General features: G+C 68.9%; 13 protein-coding genes. 6 read left to right on the top strand and 7 right to left on the bottom strand.

Features of this window, described 5'->3' with window-relative positions; translation table 11 throughout:
• Positions 1-60 precede the first annotated feature (60 nt).
• Genes OHB24_RS22085 through OHB24_RS22075 form a run of 3 tightly spaced genes read right to left on the bottom strand, consistent with a single transcriptional unit; the run spans position 61 to position 4,781 of the window.
• Complete coding sequence (locus tag OHB24_RS22085; protein WP_327640988.1) at positions 61-1,305, bottom strand: D-arabinono-1,4-lactone oxidase; 1,245 nt, start codon at positions 1,303-1,305, stop codon at positions 61-63.
• Between the two features lie 45 nt (positions 1,306-1,350).
• Positions 1,351-2,778: a glycoside hydrolase family 53 protein gene (locus OHB24_RS22080; RefSeq protein ID WP_327640987.1), complete on the bottom strand. Its 1,428-nt coding sequence runs from the start codon at positions 2,776-2,778 to the stop codon at positions 1,351-1,353.
• The gene (locus OHB24_RS22075) at positions 2,778-4,781 is read right to left on the bottom strand and encodes a beta-galactosidase (RefSeq protein ID WP_327640986.1); all 2,004 of its coding nucleotides are present in this window, start codon (positions 4,779-4,781) and stop codon (positions 2,778-2,780) included. The genes OHB24_RS22080 and OHB24_RS22075 overlap by 1 nt, the downstream gene beginning before the upstream one ends.
• 157 nt (positions 4,782-4,938) lie before the next feature.
• Between OHB24_RS22075 and OHB24_RS22070 the strand changes: the two genes are divergently transcribed.
• From OHB24_RS22070 to OHB24_RS22050, 5 genes are read left to right on the top strand one after another with little or no spacing between them, the layout of a single operon-like run.
• The gene (locus tag OHB24_RS22070; RefSeq protein ID WP_327640985.1) at positions 4,939-6,258 is read left to right on the top strand and encodes an ABC transporter substrate-binding protein; all 1,320 of its coding nucleotides are present in this window, start codon (positions 4,939-4,941) and stop codon (positions 6,256-6,258) included.
• Positions 6,255-7,166, top strand: coding sequence for a carbohydrate ABC transporter permease (locus OHB24_RS22065; protein ID WP_327640984.1), 912 nt, complete (start codon positions 6,255-6,257; stop codon positions 7,164-7,166). The genes OHB24_RS22070 and OHB24_RS22065 overlap by 4 nt, the downstream gene beginning before the upstream one ends.
• Positions 7,163-8,050, top strand: coding sequence for a carbohydrate ABC transporter permease (locus OHB24_RS22060; RefSeq protein ID WP_327640983.1), 888 nt, complete (start codon positions 7,163-7,165; stop codon positions 8,048-8,050). Before OHB24_RS22065 ends, OHB24_RS22060 begins: the two co-directional genes overlap by 4 nt.
• A 22-nt stretch (positions 8,051-8,072) precedes the next feature.
• Positions 8,073-9,086, top strand: coding sequence for a LacI family DNA-binding transcriptional regulator (locus tag OHB24_RS22055; protein WP_327640982.1), 1,014 nt, complete (start codon positions 8,073-8,075; stop codon positions 9,084-9,086).
• A gap of 42 nt (positions 9,087-9,128) precedes the next feature.
• Positions 9,129-10,127: a YdcF family protein gene (locus tag OHB24_RS22050; RefSeq protein WP_327640981.1), complete on the top strand. Its 999-nt coding sequence runs from the start codon at positions 9,129-9,131 to the stop codon at positions 10,125-10,127.
• On the opposite strand, the gene OHB24_RS22045 is transcribed toward OHB24_RS22050, so the two are convergent.
• The 3 genes from OHB24_RS22045 to OHB24_RS22035 all read right to left on the bottom strand — a co-directional run bounded on the left by OHB24_RS22045 (position 10,124) and on the right by OHB24_RS22035 (position 13,334).
• A complete protein-coding gene (locus OHB24_RS22045; protein ID WP_327640980.1) occupies positions 10,124-11,326 on the bottom strand; it encodes an MFS transporter in 1,203 nt (400 codons plus the stop codon). The two genes, OHB24_RS22050 and OHB24_RS22045, sit on opposite strands and share 4 nt — an antisense overlap.
• A 222-nt stretch (positions 11,327-11,548) precedes the next feature.
• Positions 11,549-12,220: a response regulator transcription factor gene (locus OHB24_RS22040; protein WP_327640979.1), complete on the bottom strand. Its 672-nt coding sequence runs from the start codon at positions 12,218-12,220 to the stop codon at positions 11,549-11,551.
• The gene (locus tag OHB24_RS22035; protein ID WP_327640978.1) at positions 12,213-13,334 is read right to left on the bottom strand and encodes a histidine kinase; all 1,122 of its coding nucleotides are present in this window, start codon (positions 13,332-13,334) and stop codon (positions 12,213-12,215) included. The genes OHB24_RS22040 and OHB24_RS22035 overlap by 8 nt, the downstream gene beginning before the upstream one ends.
• A gap of 100 nt (positions 13,335-13,434) precedes the next feature.
• On the opposite strand from OHB24_RS22035, the gene OHB24_RS22030 reads away from it, so the two are divergent.
• Positions 13,435-14,835: an alpha/beta fold hydrolase gene (locus OHB24_RS22030; RefSeq protein WP_327640977.1), complete on the top strand. Its 1,401-nt coding sequence runs from the start codon at positions 13,435-13,437 to the stop codon at positions 14,833-14,835.
• 2 nt (positions 14,836-14,837) lie between these two features.
• Here OHB24_RS22030 and OHB24_RS22025 read toward each other — a convergent pair whose 3' ends face one another.
• Positions 14,838-16,382 carry a fibronectin type III domain-containing protein gene (locus OHB24_RS22025; protein ID WP_327640976.1) on the bottom strand — a complete coding sequence of 515 codons (1,545 nt, stop codon included), beginning with the start codon at positions 16,380-16,382 and terminating at the stop codon, positions 14,838-14,840.
• Positions 16,383-16,442: the final 60 nt, after the last annotated feature.

Here is a 16,442-nt window from a genome sequence, read left to right as displayed (position 1 = left end):
CTTGCGCCTGTTGCCCCCGAAGACCAACCCGGTTGCCGTCAGGTTTCTCTTTGCTCTCCCCTACCCCTGTGTGCTGAGAGGCAGATACCGGTCCAGGTACTCGTTGCGGAACTTGCCGTTGGGGTCGTACTTCGCCGCGAGCGCGATGAAGTCCTTCACCTTCGGGTAGCGCTCCGCGAGCGTGGCGGCGTCCGCCTCGAAGACCTTGCCCCAGTGGGGTCGCGCGTCCAGTGACGCCAGTCCGTCCTCGAGCGCTGCGACGACCGGGCGGACGACGGTCTCGTCCTGGACCCAGGTGAAGTGCAGGGCGACCGTGTCGCGGCCCTGGCTCGGGCTCAGCCACAGGTCGTCGGCGGCGATCGTCCGGACCTCCGACACCTGGATCACCGGCGCGAACCGGTTGCCCAAGGCCCGCAGTACGTCGAACGCCTCGGCGGCCCGCTCACGCGGTACGAAGTACTCCGACTGCAGCTCGTCGCCGTTGCTCGGCGTGAACTCGAGCCGGAAGTGCGGCAGCCGCTCGTTCCACGGCCCCTCGACCCCGCCCTGCTGGGTCGCGTAGCCGGCCGGCATCACCTTGATCGGGTGCCGCGGCCCGTCGGCGAGCGTCGCGCCCAGCCACTCGGGATCGGGCGTCGTCAGCTCCCGCCGCTTGCGCCACACCATCACGTCCGGGTCCACCCAGTCGGTGAACGCGCTCACGCTGTACGCGCTCCCCATCACCGCGTCGAGGTCCGTCCCGAGCCGCTCCACCGGCAGCCCGTCGTACACCACCTGGCTGATCTGGTACGACGGCTGTACGTCGAGCGTCAGGCTCACGGCCACCCCGAGCGCACCGAGCGCGATGACCGACCCGGCGAAGTCCTTGTCGTCCCGGGTCAACGTAACGAGCTCGCCGGAAGCGTCCACGAACGTGATCGCGCTGACCGCGTCCGCCAGCGGCCCGTTGGTGTCTCCAGAACCGTGCGTCCCGGTCGAGCACGCGCCGGCCACCGAGATGTGCGGCAGCGACCCGAGGTTGTGCAACGCGAGCCCCTGGGACTGCAGAGCCGCCGTGATCTCGCCGTACCGGAGCCCGGCGGACACCGTCACCCCGCGCTCCCCGACCTCGATGACGCGAGGTAGATCCTGCACGCTGACCAACACGCCGTTGCTGTCAGCGATCCGGTTGAACGAGTGCCCCGTCCCGAGCACCCGCACCTTCTCCGACCGGCTCACGAGATCCTGCAGCTCGCCGATCGACCGCGGCCGCTGCAGCGCACTCGCGAAGCTGATGTTTCCGGCCCAGTTGGTCAGCTGCGTCATGGCCCCGACTCTCGCACATCACCTCCGGACTGGCAGCGGGGAGTCTTATCCCTTGGAGAGCAGCGAAAAGTTTCGCGCTGCGGGCAGCAGCTTGCCGTCGAAGTCGAAGAGCGCCTGGTTCTCCCAGGCGTTGCCCGACGACGGATCAGCAGGGTCCCAACCGGCGCCGGCGACGGAGGTCCAGGCCGGCTCCCAGTAGACCGTTCCGATCCCCCGGCCGCCCTCGGCCGAGGCGACCGCGTTCTGCACTGCCCGGAACGCCGCCGCCTGTCCGGCCGGCGTCGCCGGGTAGCCGGGCACCAGCTGACTCGCCTGGTTGATGATGTTCGCGAAGGCGGGCGCATCGTCCGCCAAAGTGAACGGGTACGCCGTCTCGACGACCAGCACGTCGCGGTCGTACCGGGCGGACAACGTGGTCACCGCCGCCTGCAGATCGGCCAGGCTGCCGTGCCAGTAGCCGTAGTACGACAGACCGATCAGGTCGAACGGCACGTTCCGCGCGACGACCTCGTCGAACCACCAGGTCAGGCTGTCGATCCCGTTGTTGATGTTGGTGAGGTGGAGCAGCACCTTGGTCGACCGGCTGACTTCCTTGACCGCCCGCGCGCCGGCGGTGAGGAACGCCGCGAGGTTGTCCCACTGGGCGCCGACGACGTCGTCGGACGGGTCGACGTCCCACGTCTGTCCCCACGGCCAGAGCATGCCGGGGTTGATCTCGTTCCCGACCTGTACGTAGTCCGCAGTTGCACCGGCCACCTTCAGCGCCCGGAGTACGTCCAGCGTGTGGGCGTGCACCGCGTCCGCGAGCTGTGCCGGGGTCATCGCCTGCCAGGCATGCGGAATGCCCTGTGCTCCTGGGTCCGTCCAGCGGTCGGAGTAGTGGAAGTCGACCAGCAGCTTCATCCCGGCCGCCTTGATCCGCTTCCCCATGGCGACCACCTGAGCCTTGTCGTTGAAGCCGTCGGCCGGATCGACCCACACCTTCAGCCGGCCGAGGTTCATCCCGGCCCCGGCCAGGATCCGGACCGCGTCGCCGCGCCGGCCGTGTGCGTCGGCGTACCGGGCGCCGAACGCCTCGTTCTTCGCCAGGCCGGACAGATCCCCGCCACGGATCGTCCGCTCGACCCGCCCGCGAGTGACGCCGACCTCGCCGAACGTTGCCCAGGCGCCCTCGGCCGTGATCAGGTCGACCGTGCACTGCTGACGTCGATCGGCGTACACGGACACCGCGGACCGGACCCACTTGTCGTCCTGCAGGGTCTGCGCAACTACGGTCGATACGCCGCGGACGGACAACGTCCCGGCGTTGAGCGCACCGCCGGACTTGGCCCAGACACTCACCGTCCACCAGCCACGCCCCGGTAGCACCACCGTCTGCCGGACCGTCGCGGCTCGGGCGGGCAGAGCACCGGCACCACCGAGTGCGACAACGGCCGCGCCACCTAGTGCTGTTCTTCGGGTGATTTCTCGCATCAGCGACCTCCTGGAGAGTGGTCGACCCGGACGACGCGGGCACCGCCGGCTTCCAGCTTCAGCGAGTCACCCGCTTCCCCGGTCAACAGATCCGTCCCGCCGGCCGGCAGGTCCACCGGCCGGTTGCCGTGATTCACGGCGATCAGATAGTCGGCGTTCTCCCCGTGCCGCCGGATGATCTCGACCTCGGCCGGCCCGTCGGCCGGCTCGATGGCCGCGTCCTCGTACGCCTTCCGCAGTACGACGGACAGCTCGTCCACGCCGAGCCGCGTCGCGACGTACCACGCCGCACCGGCACCGAGCTCGTGCCTGGTGATCGCCGGCTTCCCCGCGCCCGGACCGTCTTCGAAGGCAGCGATGACTTCAGCACCTTCAAGGGCCACGTCGTCCGCCCAAACATCTCCGACAACACCGGTCGGAGTCAGCCGAACTGTCTCGCCCGCGCGCAGTGGCAGAAACTCCTCGACCGTCAGCCCGAGCACATCCCGCAACGGCGCCACGTAGCCACCCGGATGTACGGCGTCGTTCGCATCCACGATCGCGGAGAAGTACGACACCACCAGCGTTCCGCCGTTCTCGACGTACCGCCGAAGGTTGCTCGCAGCAACTTCCGTGAGCAGGTACGACGCCGGTGCGACGACGAGCCGGTACGCCGACAGGTCCGACTCCGGATGGGCGAAGTCGACTGTCAGCCCGTCCCGCCAGAGCCGGTCGTAGAACGCGTCGACGCGCTCCCGGTGGGACAGGTCCTCGCTCGGACGCCATTCCAGGTCCTGGGCCCAGAACGACTCCCAGTCCCACAGCACGGCGACGTCCGCACGCACCTCCGACCCGAGCACCTCGTCCAGCCGGCCGAGTCCCTCGCCGAGCGCGCAGACCTCCTGCCACACGCGACTGCCGGTGCCGGCGTGCGGAAGCATCGCCGAGTGGAACTTCTCCGCACCGGACCGGGACGCCTTCCACTGGAAGAACATCACCGCGTCAGCGCCCCGGCCCAGATGGGTCAGCGCGTTGCGCGCCAGTTCGCCGGATCGCTTCGCGAGGTTGCGAGGTTGCCAGTTCACGCCGGACGGCGAGTGCTCCATCAGGATCCACGGGCGTCCGCGGGCGATCGACCGGGTCAGGTCGGCCGACAGCGCCAGCCCGACGTGACTGCGCGGATCGGCGGCGACCAGATAGTGGTCGTTGGCAACGATGTCGACCTCGTCGGCCCACTTCCACAGGTCCACGGACGGACAGGTGCCGGCCATGAAGTTCGTCGTGATCGGGATGTCCGGGCACTCGGCCCGGATCGCGTCACGTTCGGCGACGAAGCACTGCAGCAACGCGTCCGACGTGAACCGGGCGAAGTCCAGCCGTTGGGCCGGATTCACCACACTGGCCGCCACGGCCGGTGCGGACACATGGTCCCAGTCGCCGTACCGCTGGCCCCAGAACGTTGTACCCCAGGCCTCGTTGAGCGCGTCCAGCGAACCGTAGCGATCTCGCAACCACAGGCGGAACGCGCGCGTGCTCTCCTCGGAATAGCACTCGGACACGGGAGCGCCGTACTCGTTGTGCACATGCCAGATCGCCAGCGCCGGGTGCTTGCCGTAGCGCCGGGCCAGCACGCGAGCGATCGACGTACTGGCTTCCCGGTACGCCGCTGAGCTCGGGCTGACCATTCCTCGGGAGCCGAACCCGAGGACCGTGCCGTCCCGGGTGACGACGCGCGCCTCGGGGTGCTGGTGGAAGAACCACGCCGGCGGCGAGGCGGTCGGCGTACCGAGGCTGATCCGGATGCCCGCGTCGTGCAGCAGTTCGAACAGCCGGTCCATCCAGCCGAAGTCGTACTCACCCGGCCGCGGCTCGATCAGCGCCCAGGAGAAGACGCCGATGCTGACCAGGTTGACGCCCGCCTGCCGCATCAGCTCGATGTCGTCCGGCCAGGTCTCCTCGGGCCACTGCTCGGGGTTGTAGTCACCGCCGTAGCCGATCGCCGACACTTCCGGAAGCCATCCCATGAATACTCACAATCTGTGCACGCACACAGCCGCTCGGCTCGGTGCAACAGCAAGGAAACAGGACGAAACGAGCTGTTGACAAGAGCTGGATCAGAACATCACTGTGAACGTGCACAGCCGCCCAGGTGGCTGCGATCCGCTGAAAGAGGAGAAGGCGATGCGACCACTCACAGGTCTGAGGCTGGCGGCCCTCGCGGCCGCCGCGACGCTGCTGCTGGCGGGCTGCTCGGGCAACGACCCGGAGCAACCGGCCGCTCGGACGACGAAGCAGGAGAACGTCAAGCTCACGTTCTGGACCTGGGCCCCGAACATGGACAAGGTCGTCGCGACCTGGAACGCCGCCCACCCGGAGATCCAGGTGACGGTGAACAAGCAGGACGGCGGCGATCCGGCGGTGACCAAGCTGCTCACCGCGATCAAGGCCGGCAGCGGCGCGCCCGACCTGATGCAGGCGGAGTACCAGAAGATCCCGACGCTGGTGTCGGCCGACGCGCTCGCCGACATCTCGAAGAACCTCGACTCCGGGATCGCGGGCCACTTCCCGGACACCGTGTGGAAGTCCGTCACGCTCGGCACCGACGCGGTGTACGGCGTCCCGCAGGACTCCGGGCCGATGATGTTCTACTACCGCACGGACGTCTTCAAGCAGTACGGGCTGCAGGTGCCGACCAGTTGGGACGAGTACGCCGCGGCCGCGAAGAAGCTGCACGCGGCCGACCCGAAGAAGTTCCTCGGCACCTTCTCGGCCAACGACCCGGGCTGGTTCGCCGGGCTGGCGCAGCAGGCCGGTGCGTCCTGGTGGAGCATCGACGGCGACTCGTGGTCGGTCTCGATCGACGACGAGCCGACGCAGAAGGTCGCGGACTACTGGGGCGGCCTGGTCGCCGACGGCGTGATCGACAACAAGCCGATGTACACCCCGGAGTGGAACGCCGCCCTCAACAACGGAACCCAGGTCGGCTGGCTGTCGGCGATCTGGGCGCCGGGCGTCCTCGAGGGCAACGCGGCCGCGACCAAGGGCAAGTGGGCGATGGCTCCGATGCCGCAGTGGACACCCGACCAGCCCGCCACCGGCAACTGGGGCGGATCCGCGACCTCGGTGACCTCGCAGTCCAAGCACCCGGCCGAGGCGGCCAAATTCGTCTCCTGGCTCAACACGTCACCCGAGGCGGTCTCCGCACTCGCCAAGGTGAGCGGGGTCTATCCGTCCGACCAGCCCGGCCAGGCCGCGGCGTTGTCGGCACCGCCCGCGTTCTTCTCCACCCAGGCGGACTTCTACCCGAAGGCGGCCGAGATCGCGAAGACCGCCCGCAGCTTCACCTTCGGTCCCAACGTCAACGTCGCGTACTCCTCCTACACCGACGAGTTCGGCAAGGCCGCCCAGGCGAAGTCCAAGGCCGGCTTCACGGCCGCAGTGAAGAAGATGCAGACCACGACGCTGGAGAACCTCAAGAGCTCGGGATTCTCGGTCAAGTGAGCAGGAGTCACCGGCGCTCGCTGGCGCCGTACGCCTTTCTCGCGCCGGCGATGGTGCTGTTCGTCGCGTTCCTCGCGCTGCCGATCGGGTACGCCGTCTACCTGAGCCTGCGCACCGTCAAGGTGCGCGGGCTCGGGCTCGGCAAGGGATCGCGCGAGCAGGTCTGGGCGGGCTTGTCCAACTACTCCAAGGCGCTGAGCGACCCGGACTTCGCCGGCAGCGTGCTTCGAGTGGCGGCGTACGGCGTGATCGTCGTCCCGATCATGCTCGGGCTCGCGCTGCTGTTCGCGTTGCTGCTGGACTCCCCGCGGGCACGGGTCCGGAGGTTCTCCCGGCTGGCGATCTTCCTGCCGTACGCCGTACCCGCCGTCATCTCGTCGTTGCTCTGGGGATTCCTGTACCTGCCGTCGGTGAGTCCGTTCCATCACGTCGCCGACCGGCTCGGCTGGGACCTGCCCGACGTGCTGTCGTCCGGGTCGGTGATCTTCGCGGTCGCGAACATCGCCGTCTGGGGCGGGGTCGGCTTCAACATGGTGGTGATCTTCACCGCGCTGAAGGCGATTCCGACCGAGATCTACGAGGCCGCCGAGCTGGACGGCTGCGGCCAGTTCGCGATCGCCTGGCGGATCAAGATTCCGGTGGTCATGCCGTCGCTGATCATGACGTTCGTCTTCTCGATCATCGCGACCCTGCAGGTGTTCGCCGAGCCGGTCACCCTGAGACCGCTGACGAACACGATCTCGAGCACGTGGACCCCGTTGATGAAGGTCTACCGGGACGCGTTCACCCGCGACGACATCTACTCCGCGGCGGCGACCTCGGTGATCCTCGCCGTGGCGACGTTCGTCCTGTCCTTCGGCTTCCTGCGACTGGTACAGAACCGCGCGTTCAGTCAGGAGAACCGATGACGACCATCACTCCCGAGCGCACAGAGCCGGCAACGCAGACCGACGTACGGCGAGCAAGCGGCCACAGCCCGATGGCGACCGCGCTGCTGCTGATCGGCGCGGTGTACTGCCTGCTGCCGGTGGCGTGGGTGCTGATCGCCTCGTCGAAGAGCGGCGCAGAGCTGTTCTCCACGTTCACCTTCAGCCCGTCGACGCACCTGTTCGGCAACATCGCCGATCTGACCGCCTACCGGGGCGGGCTGTTCTGGCGCTGGATGGCCAACACGGCCCTGTACGCCGGAATCGGCGGACTGCTGTCGACGGCGGTGTCGGCCGCGGCCGGGTACGGACTGGCGAAGTACTCGTTCGTCGGCAAACAGGCGACGTTCAACGTGCTGCTGGCCGGGGTCCTGGTGCCAGGGGTCGTGCTGGCAATTCCGCAGTACCTGCTGCTCGCGAAACTCGGGCTGACCAACACCTACTGGGCCGTGCTGCTGCCGAGCATCATCAGTCCGTACGGCATCTACCTGGCCCGGATCTACGCGGCCGCGGCGGTACCGGACGACCTGGTCGAGGCAGCCCGCACGGACGGCGCCGGCGACTTCCTGATCTTCCGGTCGATCGCGACGCCGCTGATGGCGCCCGGTCTGGTGACGGTGTTCCTGTTCCAGTTCGTGGCGATCTGGAACAACTTCCTGCTGCCGTACATCATGCTCGGCGACGACCACCTGTTCCCGCTCACGGTCGGGTTGTCCGGGCTGCTCAACCAGGGCGCGTCGCAGCCCAGCCTCTACACGTCGGTGGTGACCGGCTCGCTACTCTCGATCATTCCGCTGCTCGCACTGTTCCTCACCCTGCAGCGCTACTGGAGAGTCGATCTCGCGGCGGGCGCGGTGAAGAGTTGAGGTGGGGCTAAACTCCCGGTCTGTGGAGCAGAACGGCGGCCGCAGGCGACCCACCATCAAGGACGTTGCCGCCATCGCCGGGGTCTCCCGCGGCACGGTGTCCAGGGTGCTGAACGGCGGCCACTGGGTCTCTCCCGAGGCGCTGACCGCGGTCCAGGCCGCGATCAAGTCCACCGGGTACGCCGCCAACCGGCACGCGCGCAGCCTGGTCACCGGCCGGGCGAACTCGGTGGCGTTCCTGCTCACCGAGCCGCACCAACTGTTGTTCGAGGACCCGAACTTCTCGGTCCTGCTCCGCGGTGCTGCCGACGCGCTGGCCAAACGCGACATGCCGCTGCTGTTGCTGGTCGCGGGAACCGCCGAGGAGCGTCGCCGCGTCACCGACTACGTCACCGCCGGCCATGTGGACGGCGTCCTGCTGATCTCGTCGCACGCGGGGAACCCGGTCGTCGGCTCGCTGCTGCGCGAAGGCATCCCGACCGTCGCCTGCGGTCTGCCGCTCGGGCACGAGGGCAAGATCGGGTACGTCGCCGCCGACGACGTGACCGGCGCCCGCGAGATGGTCCGGCACCTGCGCGACGGCGGCCGGCGAACCATCGCGACCATCACCGGCCCGCTCGACACACCAGGCGGGGTGCTGCGGCTGCAGGGCTACCGCGACGAGCTCGGCGCCGGGTACGACGACCAACTCGTTGCCCATGGCGACTATTCCCGGCTGGGCGGCCAGCGGGCGATGGCGGAGCTGCTCGAGCGCCGGCCGGACCTCGACGCGGTGTTCGTCGCGTCCGACCTGATGGCGGCCGGTGCGCTGGCCACGCTCGCCGCGCAGGGCCGCCGGGTGCCGGACGACGTGGCGGTCGGCGGTTTCGACGACTCCTACCTCGCGGCGACGCTCACACCGGCCCTGACCACCATGCGTCAGCCCTTCGAACGCATCAGCTCCGAGATGGTCCGCCTCCTCGGCGACGTCATCAACGGCGAGCAACCCGCCGCGGTGATGCTGCCCACCACTCTGATCCGCCGCGACTCGACCTGATCTCCCCCATCTCGGGGACGGAGCGTGGTTTGATGGCGCCCGATGGCCATCTGTTTCGGTATCGCCGGGTTCTGGTTCCTCGTCTTCGGCGTCAGCTTCCTGCGCGACCGGCGGCTGTTCAAGAACGGGATCTTCCTGGTCCTGACGCTGATGTTCGCCGGACTCGGGCTGATCTTCGCGGTCGAGGCCGTCAGCCAGACCGCCGCCAAGGTGCTGGTGGTCGCGGTCCTGGTCGCGATCCCGCTGACGATCGCGGTGCTCGCCGTGTTCCTGGTGATCAACGGCGTCACGATGCTGCGCCGGGAGCGCCGCCGGCTGTCGAACCTGCTGTCGCTGCTGGTCGGCCTCGGGATCATCGGCTTCGTGATCTTCAGCGTGCTGGTGCAGAAGATCGGCTGGGAGCCGCTGGCCGCCGTACGGTCGGTGCTGCTCGGTGTCCTGACCTACATCTCGTTCCTGTTCCTCTGTTTCCTGGTGTACGCGTTCTTCTACAGCCGGGTCCGTTCGTCGCGGAAGGTGGACTTCGTCGTCGTTCTCGGCTCCGGCCTGATGGGCTCGCGGGTCACGCCGCTGCTGGCCAGTCGCCTCGACCGTGCCCAACAGGTGTACGAGCGCGCGCTCCGCAAGGGCCGCTCGCCGCGACTCGTGACGTCCGGCGGTCAGGGCCCGGGTGAGGATCTGCCCGAGTCGCACGCGATGGCGGTGTACCTGGTCGAACACGGCGTGCCCGACGACCAGATCATCCGCGAGGACAGGTCGACGACCACCTGGGAGAACCTGACGTTCAGCCGGGACCTGATGGTCGAGCTGCGACCGCAGTACCGCTGCCTGATTGTCACGAACAACTTCCACGCGTTCCGCGCCGCTCTCACGGCCCGCAAGGCGAAGGTCAACGGCCAGGTGGTCGGTTCCCCGACAGCGGCGTACTATTGGCCGACGGCAACGATCCGCGAGTTCGTCGCGATCCTGGCCGGCCACCCGTACATCAACGGCGCCATCTGCCTGCTGATCGCCCTCGCCGCAATCCTGCCGCACTTCTAGACACGACCGGCGAGACTGCGGGCGAGGCGCGTCAAACACAACGGCGACAGGAAGAGCCCCGCGGTCGCGACCAGCAACGCGGTCCGTACGCCGAACACACCGGCAGCCGCTCCGCCGAGCAGTGCGCCGAGTGGGGTCAGTCCCAAACCGAGGAAGTTGATCGTCGCGACCACCCGCCCCTGGACCGCCAGCGGCGTGACGAGCTGGCGGATCGCGACGACGGCCACGTCGACGGATTGGCTCAAGGCGCCGTACAGGATGTTGATCGCGATCAGCGCTGCGACCGTGACCGGACCGGGACCGTGGAGGGTGGAAGTGATCAGCATGACGAGGTCCGAGATGAGCGCCGCGAACACCACCACGCGCCCGTAGCCGAACCGCCTCGGCAGCCACGCGGACAGCAGCGAACCGACCAGTACTCCCGGACCGAACGACGCCATCACCAGCCCGACGACCGCGCCGGGCAGGTCGAGCGTGCGCGTCAGGAAGAGCAGGTAGACGGTAGTCAGCGCGGTGAACGAGAACTGGTACACGCAGGTCGCAGCGGCGATCGCCCGCAACGAAGCATCCCGTACGACGACGCGCAGCCCTTCACCGATCTGTCGCAGTACGCCGCTCTGCGCGACCGGCGTACTCCGCCGGCTCCGGATACGGCTGACGGACAGGCTGGAGCACGCGTAGAGCACCGCGCCGGCGACCACCGCGATCGGCGCACCCAGGAGCGACACGAGTCCACCGCCGAACGCGGGCCCACAGATCTGCGCGGCCGAGCGGGTGGTCTCGAGCATACTGTTGCCCTGGGCAAGTTGATTCTGTTCGACGAGCTGCGGCAACGAGGCCATGTACGCGACGTCGAAGCAGACGGTGAACAGGCCGACGGTGAAGCCCACGACGTACAGGAACGGCAGGCCGAGGCCCATCCCGAGCGGTACGGAGGCGAGGACGACGGCGCGTCCGAGATCGGCGGCGACCAGTACGGTCCTGGACCGCAGTCGGTCGACCAGGACGCCAACCGCCAGTGAGAACAGCAGGATGGGAAGTCCTTGCACGGCGCGGAGTACGCCGAGTTGGGCGGCACCGGCGCCGAGCGAGGTGACCGCGACCAGCGGCAGGGTCACCTGACCGGCAAAGCTTGCGAATTGCGAGGCGCTCTGGCCGAGCCAGAGCCACCGGAAGTCACGATGCTTCCACAGCGACACAGAGTTGTCCCAGGAGTCGACCCAGGGATCACAGCCCCGGGCAAGGAGGAGCTGCGCCACTCACGCACGCCGGAATCGGCGCGAACACTCTGCAAGCGGCACGCGATGACGGATGCGTTCAGCGCGTGCCCGGTTGACCGGGCATCCCCAACTCCTCGTGGACTGTCGACTCTGCGATCAGCCTAGTTCGTGCCCCACGTACTGAACCACTCAATTTGCCGGTCAGCGCCGGCGCGGCTGCACCAGGCCGGACTCGTACGCGGCGATCACCAGCTGGGCCCGGTCGCGGGCGTGCAGCTTGGCGAGCAGGTGCCCGATATGGGTCTTCACGGTGCCGCGGCCGACGTGCAGGTGGTCGCAGATCTCGTCGTTCGACAGGCCGCGCGCGATCAGCGACAGCACCTCCCGTTCGCGCTCGGTCACGCCGTCGAGACCCGTCAGCGGCGCCTGCCCCGGCTCGGCCAGCCGGGCGAACTCGGCGATCAGCCGGCGCGTGATCGAGGGCGCCAGCAGTCCCTCGCCGGCGGCGACGACGTTGATTGCCTGCAGCAACTCCACGGGCGGGACATCCTTCAGCAGGAACCCGCTCGCCCCGGCCCGCAGACCGGCGTACACGGCGTCGTCGAGGTCGAACATCGTCAGGATCAGCACCTTGGTCCCGGCTGTCTCCGGCGCGGAGCAGATCCGCCGGGTCGCCTCGATTCCGTCCAGCCTGGGCATCCGGACGTCCATGAGTACGACGTCCGGCCGGTCGCGGCGCGCGAACTCGACCGCCTCGAGCCCGTCCGCGGCCTCGCCGACCGTCGTCAGCCCGGGCGTGGTGTCGATCAGAACGCGGAAACTGCCGCGCAGCAACGCCTGGTCGTCGGCGACCAGCACCCGAATCTCACTCATACGGCAGCCGTACGACGACCTCGAAGCCGCCGCCCGCACGCGGTCCGGCACGGTACGAACCGCCGTACACACTCACGCGCTCCCGGATCCCGATCAGCCCATGTCCTTCCACCACCGCACCACCTGCGCCATCGTCGGAAACCTCGAGCTGTACGGCGTTGGCGGCGCCGGTGATCGCGATCCTGCAGCGGGCGGCGCGGGCGTGTTTGGTGACGTTGGTCAGGCACTCCTGGACGATCCGGTGGACGGTGAGTCCGACGGCCTCCGGCAGTGGCCCCGGTACGTCGACCTGCAGCTCGACCTGGACGCCGGTCGACTCGACCCGGCTCACCAGATCTGGCAGCGCCGCGAGGCCTGCTGGTGGTGCGAGCTCTGCCGGCTCGTCGGACGGCCGTAACAGGCCGAGCATGTGCCGGAGTTCGACCAGGGCGTCGCGGCTCGTGGACTCGATCACCGACAACGCGTCGGACACCTCCTCGGGACGTACCTGCAGCACGTGGTTCGCGACGCCGGCCTTGACCGCGATCAGTCCCATGCTGTGGGCAACGATGTCGTGCAGTTCGCGGGCGATCCGCAACCGTTCCGCGGCCACCGCCTGCTCGGCCAGCACCTGCGCCGCGCGCGCGGCCGCAGCCCGTCGGTCCCGGACGACCTGTCCCAGCACCCAGGCGCCGTACAACGCGGCGATCCCGGTGAGCACGAGCGCGGCGCGAGACTCCTCGGGCGATGCGCCGGACTCCCCGGCCGGTGCGCCGGCCACCATGGCGAGGAGGAGTACGACGAAGCCGACGGCGCCGGCCAGGCCGATCAGGCGGCGGCTGGACAGCGGGCGGTTCGAGGACCGGGTGAGGGCGACGACGTACAGGACGTAGGCGGCGGCGAGCAGCGGATCGCGGAGGGCGTCCACTACGAACGCGACCACGGAGATCACGGACACCACGGCGAGGGCGGGGACCGGCCAGATCCGCCGTACCGCGATCGGCACCGCGAGTCCGATCGCGACGAGCCCGGGCCCGGTGGACGAGGTGAGCAGGAGGAGGACGGCGTACCCAGCCGCGACGACGCAGTCCGCGACGATCAACTGACGCCGGCTCAACCCGAACTCCTCTGGCACACGTTGAACCTAGCCGAGCCGACGGATCACCGCCTCGGACCGCAGTCCGTCGGACCGTGGTCCGATGTGTGGCCTGGGGATCCGCGAAAGCGTGTCCGGCATGCTGAAACCACTTGCCCTGGCGGCCGGCGCCCTGCTGGCGCTCAACGCCATCATCACCCCACCAGCCCAAGCAACGTCATCCCTCGATTGGGGCGAGTGTCCCGGCGGGCCAGGCGACGTCGGCATCGAGTGCGCGACGTTGCAGGTCCCGGTCGACTGGAACCGTCCCGACGGCCGCAAGATCACCCTGGCTCTCGGACGATTGCCCTCGACCGCCCCGAAAGCCCAAGGATCCGTCCTGGTCAACCTCGGTGGACCGGTCGGCATCAGCATCGATCTGATGCGCTCGTACGGCGGCGCGGCGGCCTTCGCCGGGCTGCGGCAGAAGATGGACATCGTCACGTGGGACCTCCGCGGCGGCCCGAACGCACCCGGTCTGAGCACCAATCTCCCGTGCGAGTGGACCGGAGCGCGGCAGCCGCGGGTGCCGCGCAACCAGGCCGAGTTCGACGCACTCGCCGTCGCCAACCGGGCGATCGCGGAGAAGTGCCAGGCGAAGGATCCGCAGCTGTTCGCGGCGATGGACTCGGCGAGCCACGCACGTGACCTGGAGGCCATCCGGCGCGCGCTCGGCGAGTCGAAGGTGAACTTCTACGGAGCGTCGTACGGCGGCTTCATCGGGCAGGCGTACGCCGGGCTCTTCCCGCAGCGGGTCCGATCGCTGGTTCTCGACGGCACCTGGAACCACAGCACCGACAACTGGGACCGCGAACTGACCCGGCTCGCGCGTGACGTGCAGACCTTCATGACCCGCTTCTTCGACTGGTGCCGTGGGCAAGAGAACTGCGCTCTGCTATGGCAGCAGGTGGTGGCGCGGGCGCAGCGCAATCCGCTGCCGGCCGGGAGTACGACGTACGACGGCAACGAGATCCGCTGGACCGGGCTGCGGCTCGCGCGGCTCGGTGAAGCGTCGTACCCGACGCTCCTGGACGCGCTCAGGAAGGCTGCGGCGACCGGTGACGCGTCCGGTTTCGTGCCGGCGCCGCCGAACGCGCCGTTCCCGTCGGCGCCGTCACCAGGCGTCGTCGAGTGCACGGACTGGCCGCATCCGACCAGTCAACGCCAACTCCAGCAGCAGGTACGGCGCATGGAGGCTGCTGCGCCGTACACCGGGGCGGCCGGCACCATCCTGCTACCGATGCTGAACTGCGTCGGATGGCCGGTGCCCGTCCGCAACCAACCCGCCGCGTTGCCGAAGGGCCTGCCGCCGCTGCTGATGGCGGGCAACTGGAGCGAGTACGACTCCGCGACCCGGGTCATCGACCAGGTACGGGGCAGCGGCTCGATCTACCACGACGGCCCGGGACACACGCTGTATCTGTCCAACGACTGCGCCCGCGCCAAGATCGACGCCTACCTGGCCGATCTCGCCGTACCGCCCCGCGGCACCCGCTGCTGAGGTCAGCGAACGCGGACGGAGACTGACGGACTCTTCTGGACGTTGCGGCCGTCGCTGACCTCGAGGTGGTACGACAACTTCTGACCGCTGGTCAGGCGTGAGTCGGTGACCGAGGTGACGGTCGGCTTCGTCCAGGAGTTCGACGTCCGCGACCAGGCGCCGATCCGGGTGCTGCCGCGGTACAGCAGGTAGGTGAGGGTGAGGTTGTCGCGGTCGAGCACGGTCGGGAAGGCGATCGTCACCTTGTTCACCCGCGCGCTGGCGACCTTGGGCGCAGCCGGTCGCGCCGGCGCCGCACCACCCGGCGTGTTCGTGAACCGCGTCAGCCCTTCCTGCGGTACGCCGTTCACCTTGGTGAAGTCACCGCCCGCCCAGAGGTCGTTGCCACCGGACGCGAACGCGAGTGGACCGACGAGGGTCGTGCCACCTGCGGTCGCGTTCGGGAACCACGGACCGAGCTTCCCGGTGATCGCGCTGTAGACGAGGAAGTGGTGCATCCCGGTCTTGTCCGGGAACGCTCCGTCGGCGCTGCAGTCGTGGGCGTGCGAACCCTTGTACAGCCAGTTCCCGATCGCCTTGATCGCCTCGGTCGCACCCCGGCACTTGCTCTGCCAGAGCAGCTTGCCGGTCGTCGCGTCCGCGGCCAGAACCCCGTCGTAACACGCCATGCTGAGCGTACCGGCGTTCGACGCGAAGACCTTGTTTCCTTGGACTTCGAGGTCCTTGACCCGGCTGTCGCACTTCTCGGACTTCGGCGGGATCGCGGCCGCGGCGGGCATCGAGAGCGCAGCGCCGGTGGCAGCGTTCACCATCGCGAGCGCGTGCACGTCGCGCCCACCGATCCGGGTGAAGCCGCCGCCGACGAACGCCCGCTTACCGTCCGTCGACAGCTCGATCGCATGTACGTCGTCGTTCGCGTTCGGACTCCACGCCAGCAGCGCACCGCTGTTCAGGCTGACCGCGGCCACCCGGCTGCGGGCGACCCTGTCCACCGATTCGAACGAGCCGCCGAGGTAGACGGTGTCGCTGGAGACCTTCAGCGCCGCGACCCGGTAGTTCACCACCGGGTCCCAGCCGGCCACCAGTTTGCCGCTGGCAACATCGAACATCGCCAAGCGCGACCGCGGCGCCCCGTCGACGACGGTGAAGTCGCCGCCGATCACGACCCGCCGGCCGTCCGGAGAGGTCGCGACGCTCCACACCGGCCCGTTGACCTGCGGCGCGAACCGCGTCGGTACGCCGGTGGTCCGGTCGAGCACCACGAAGTACTTCCGCGCCACGTCACCGACCCCGCGGGCCTTCCCCGGCGGCCGGACCCGAGTGAACAGGCCGCCCGCGAACACCAGGTTCCCCGCTTCCGCGAGCGCGTTCACACTCGCGTTCGTCTGCCACGCCGGCTGCTGCACCGACGACAGCGCGGACCCGAACCCACGCGGCGCGCTGGCGGCAGCCGCGTCAGTAGCTGCCTGCACAGCGGGACCCGACGGAACCAGCGCCGCAGCACCCAAGGCCGCAGCGGTGACGACAGCCAGAACGGCCTTCTTCATGAGCAAACCCCCAAGGGCCCGCTCCGGCGGAAGATGCCGACCCATAATCGATGACAATGC

The organism is Kribbella sp. NBC_00482 (genome assembly GCF_036013725.1).
In the GTDB taxonomy this organism is placed as follows: Bacteria; Actinomycetota; Actinomycetes; order Propionibacteriales; family Kribbellaceae; genus Kribbella.
The sequence above is the reverse complement of the archived record's forward strand: the minus strand, read 5'-3'. Positions and strand labels throughout refer to the sequence as shown.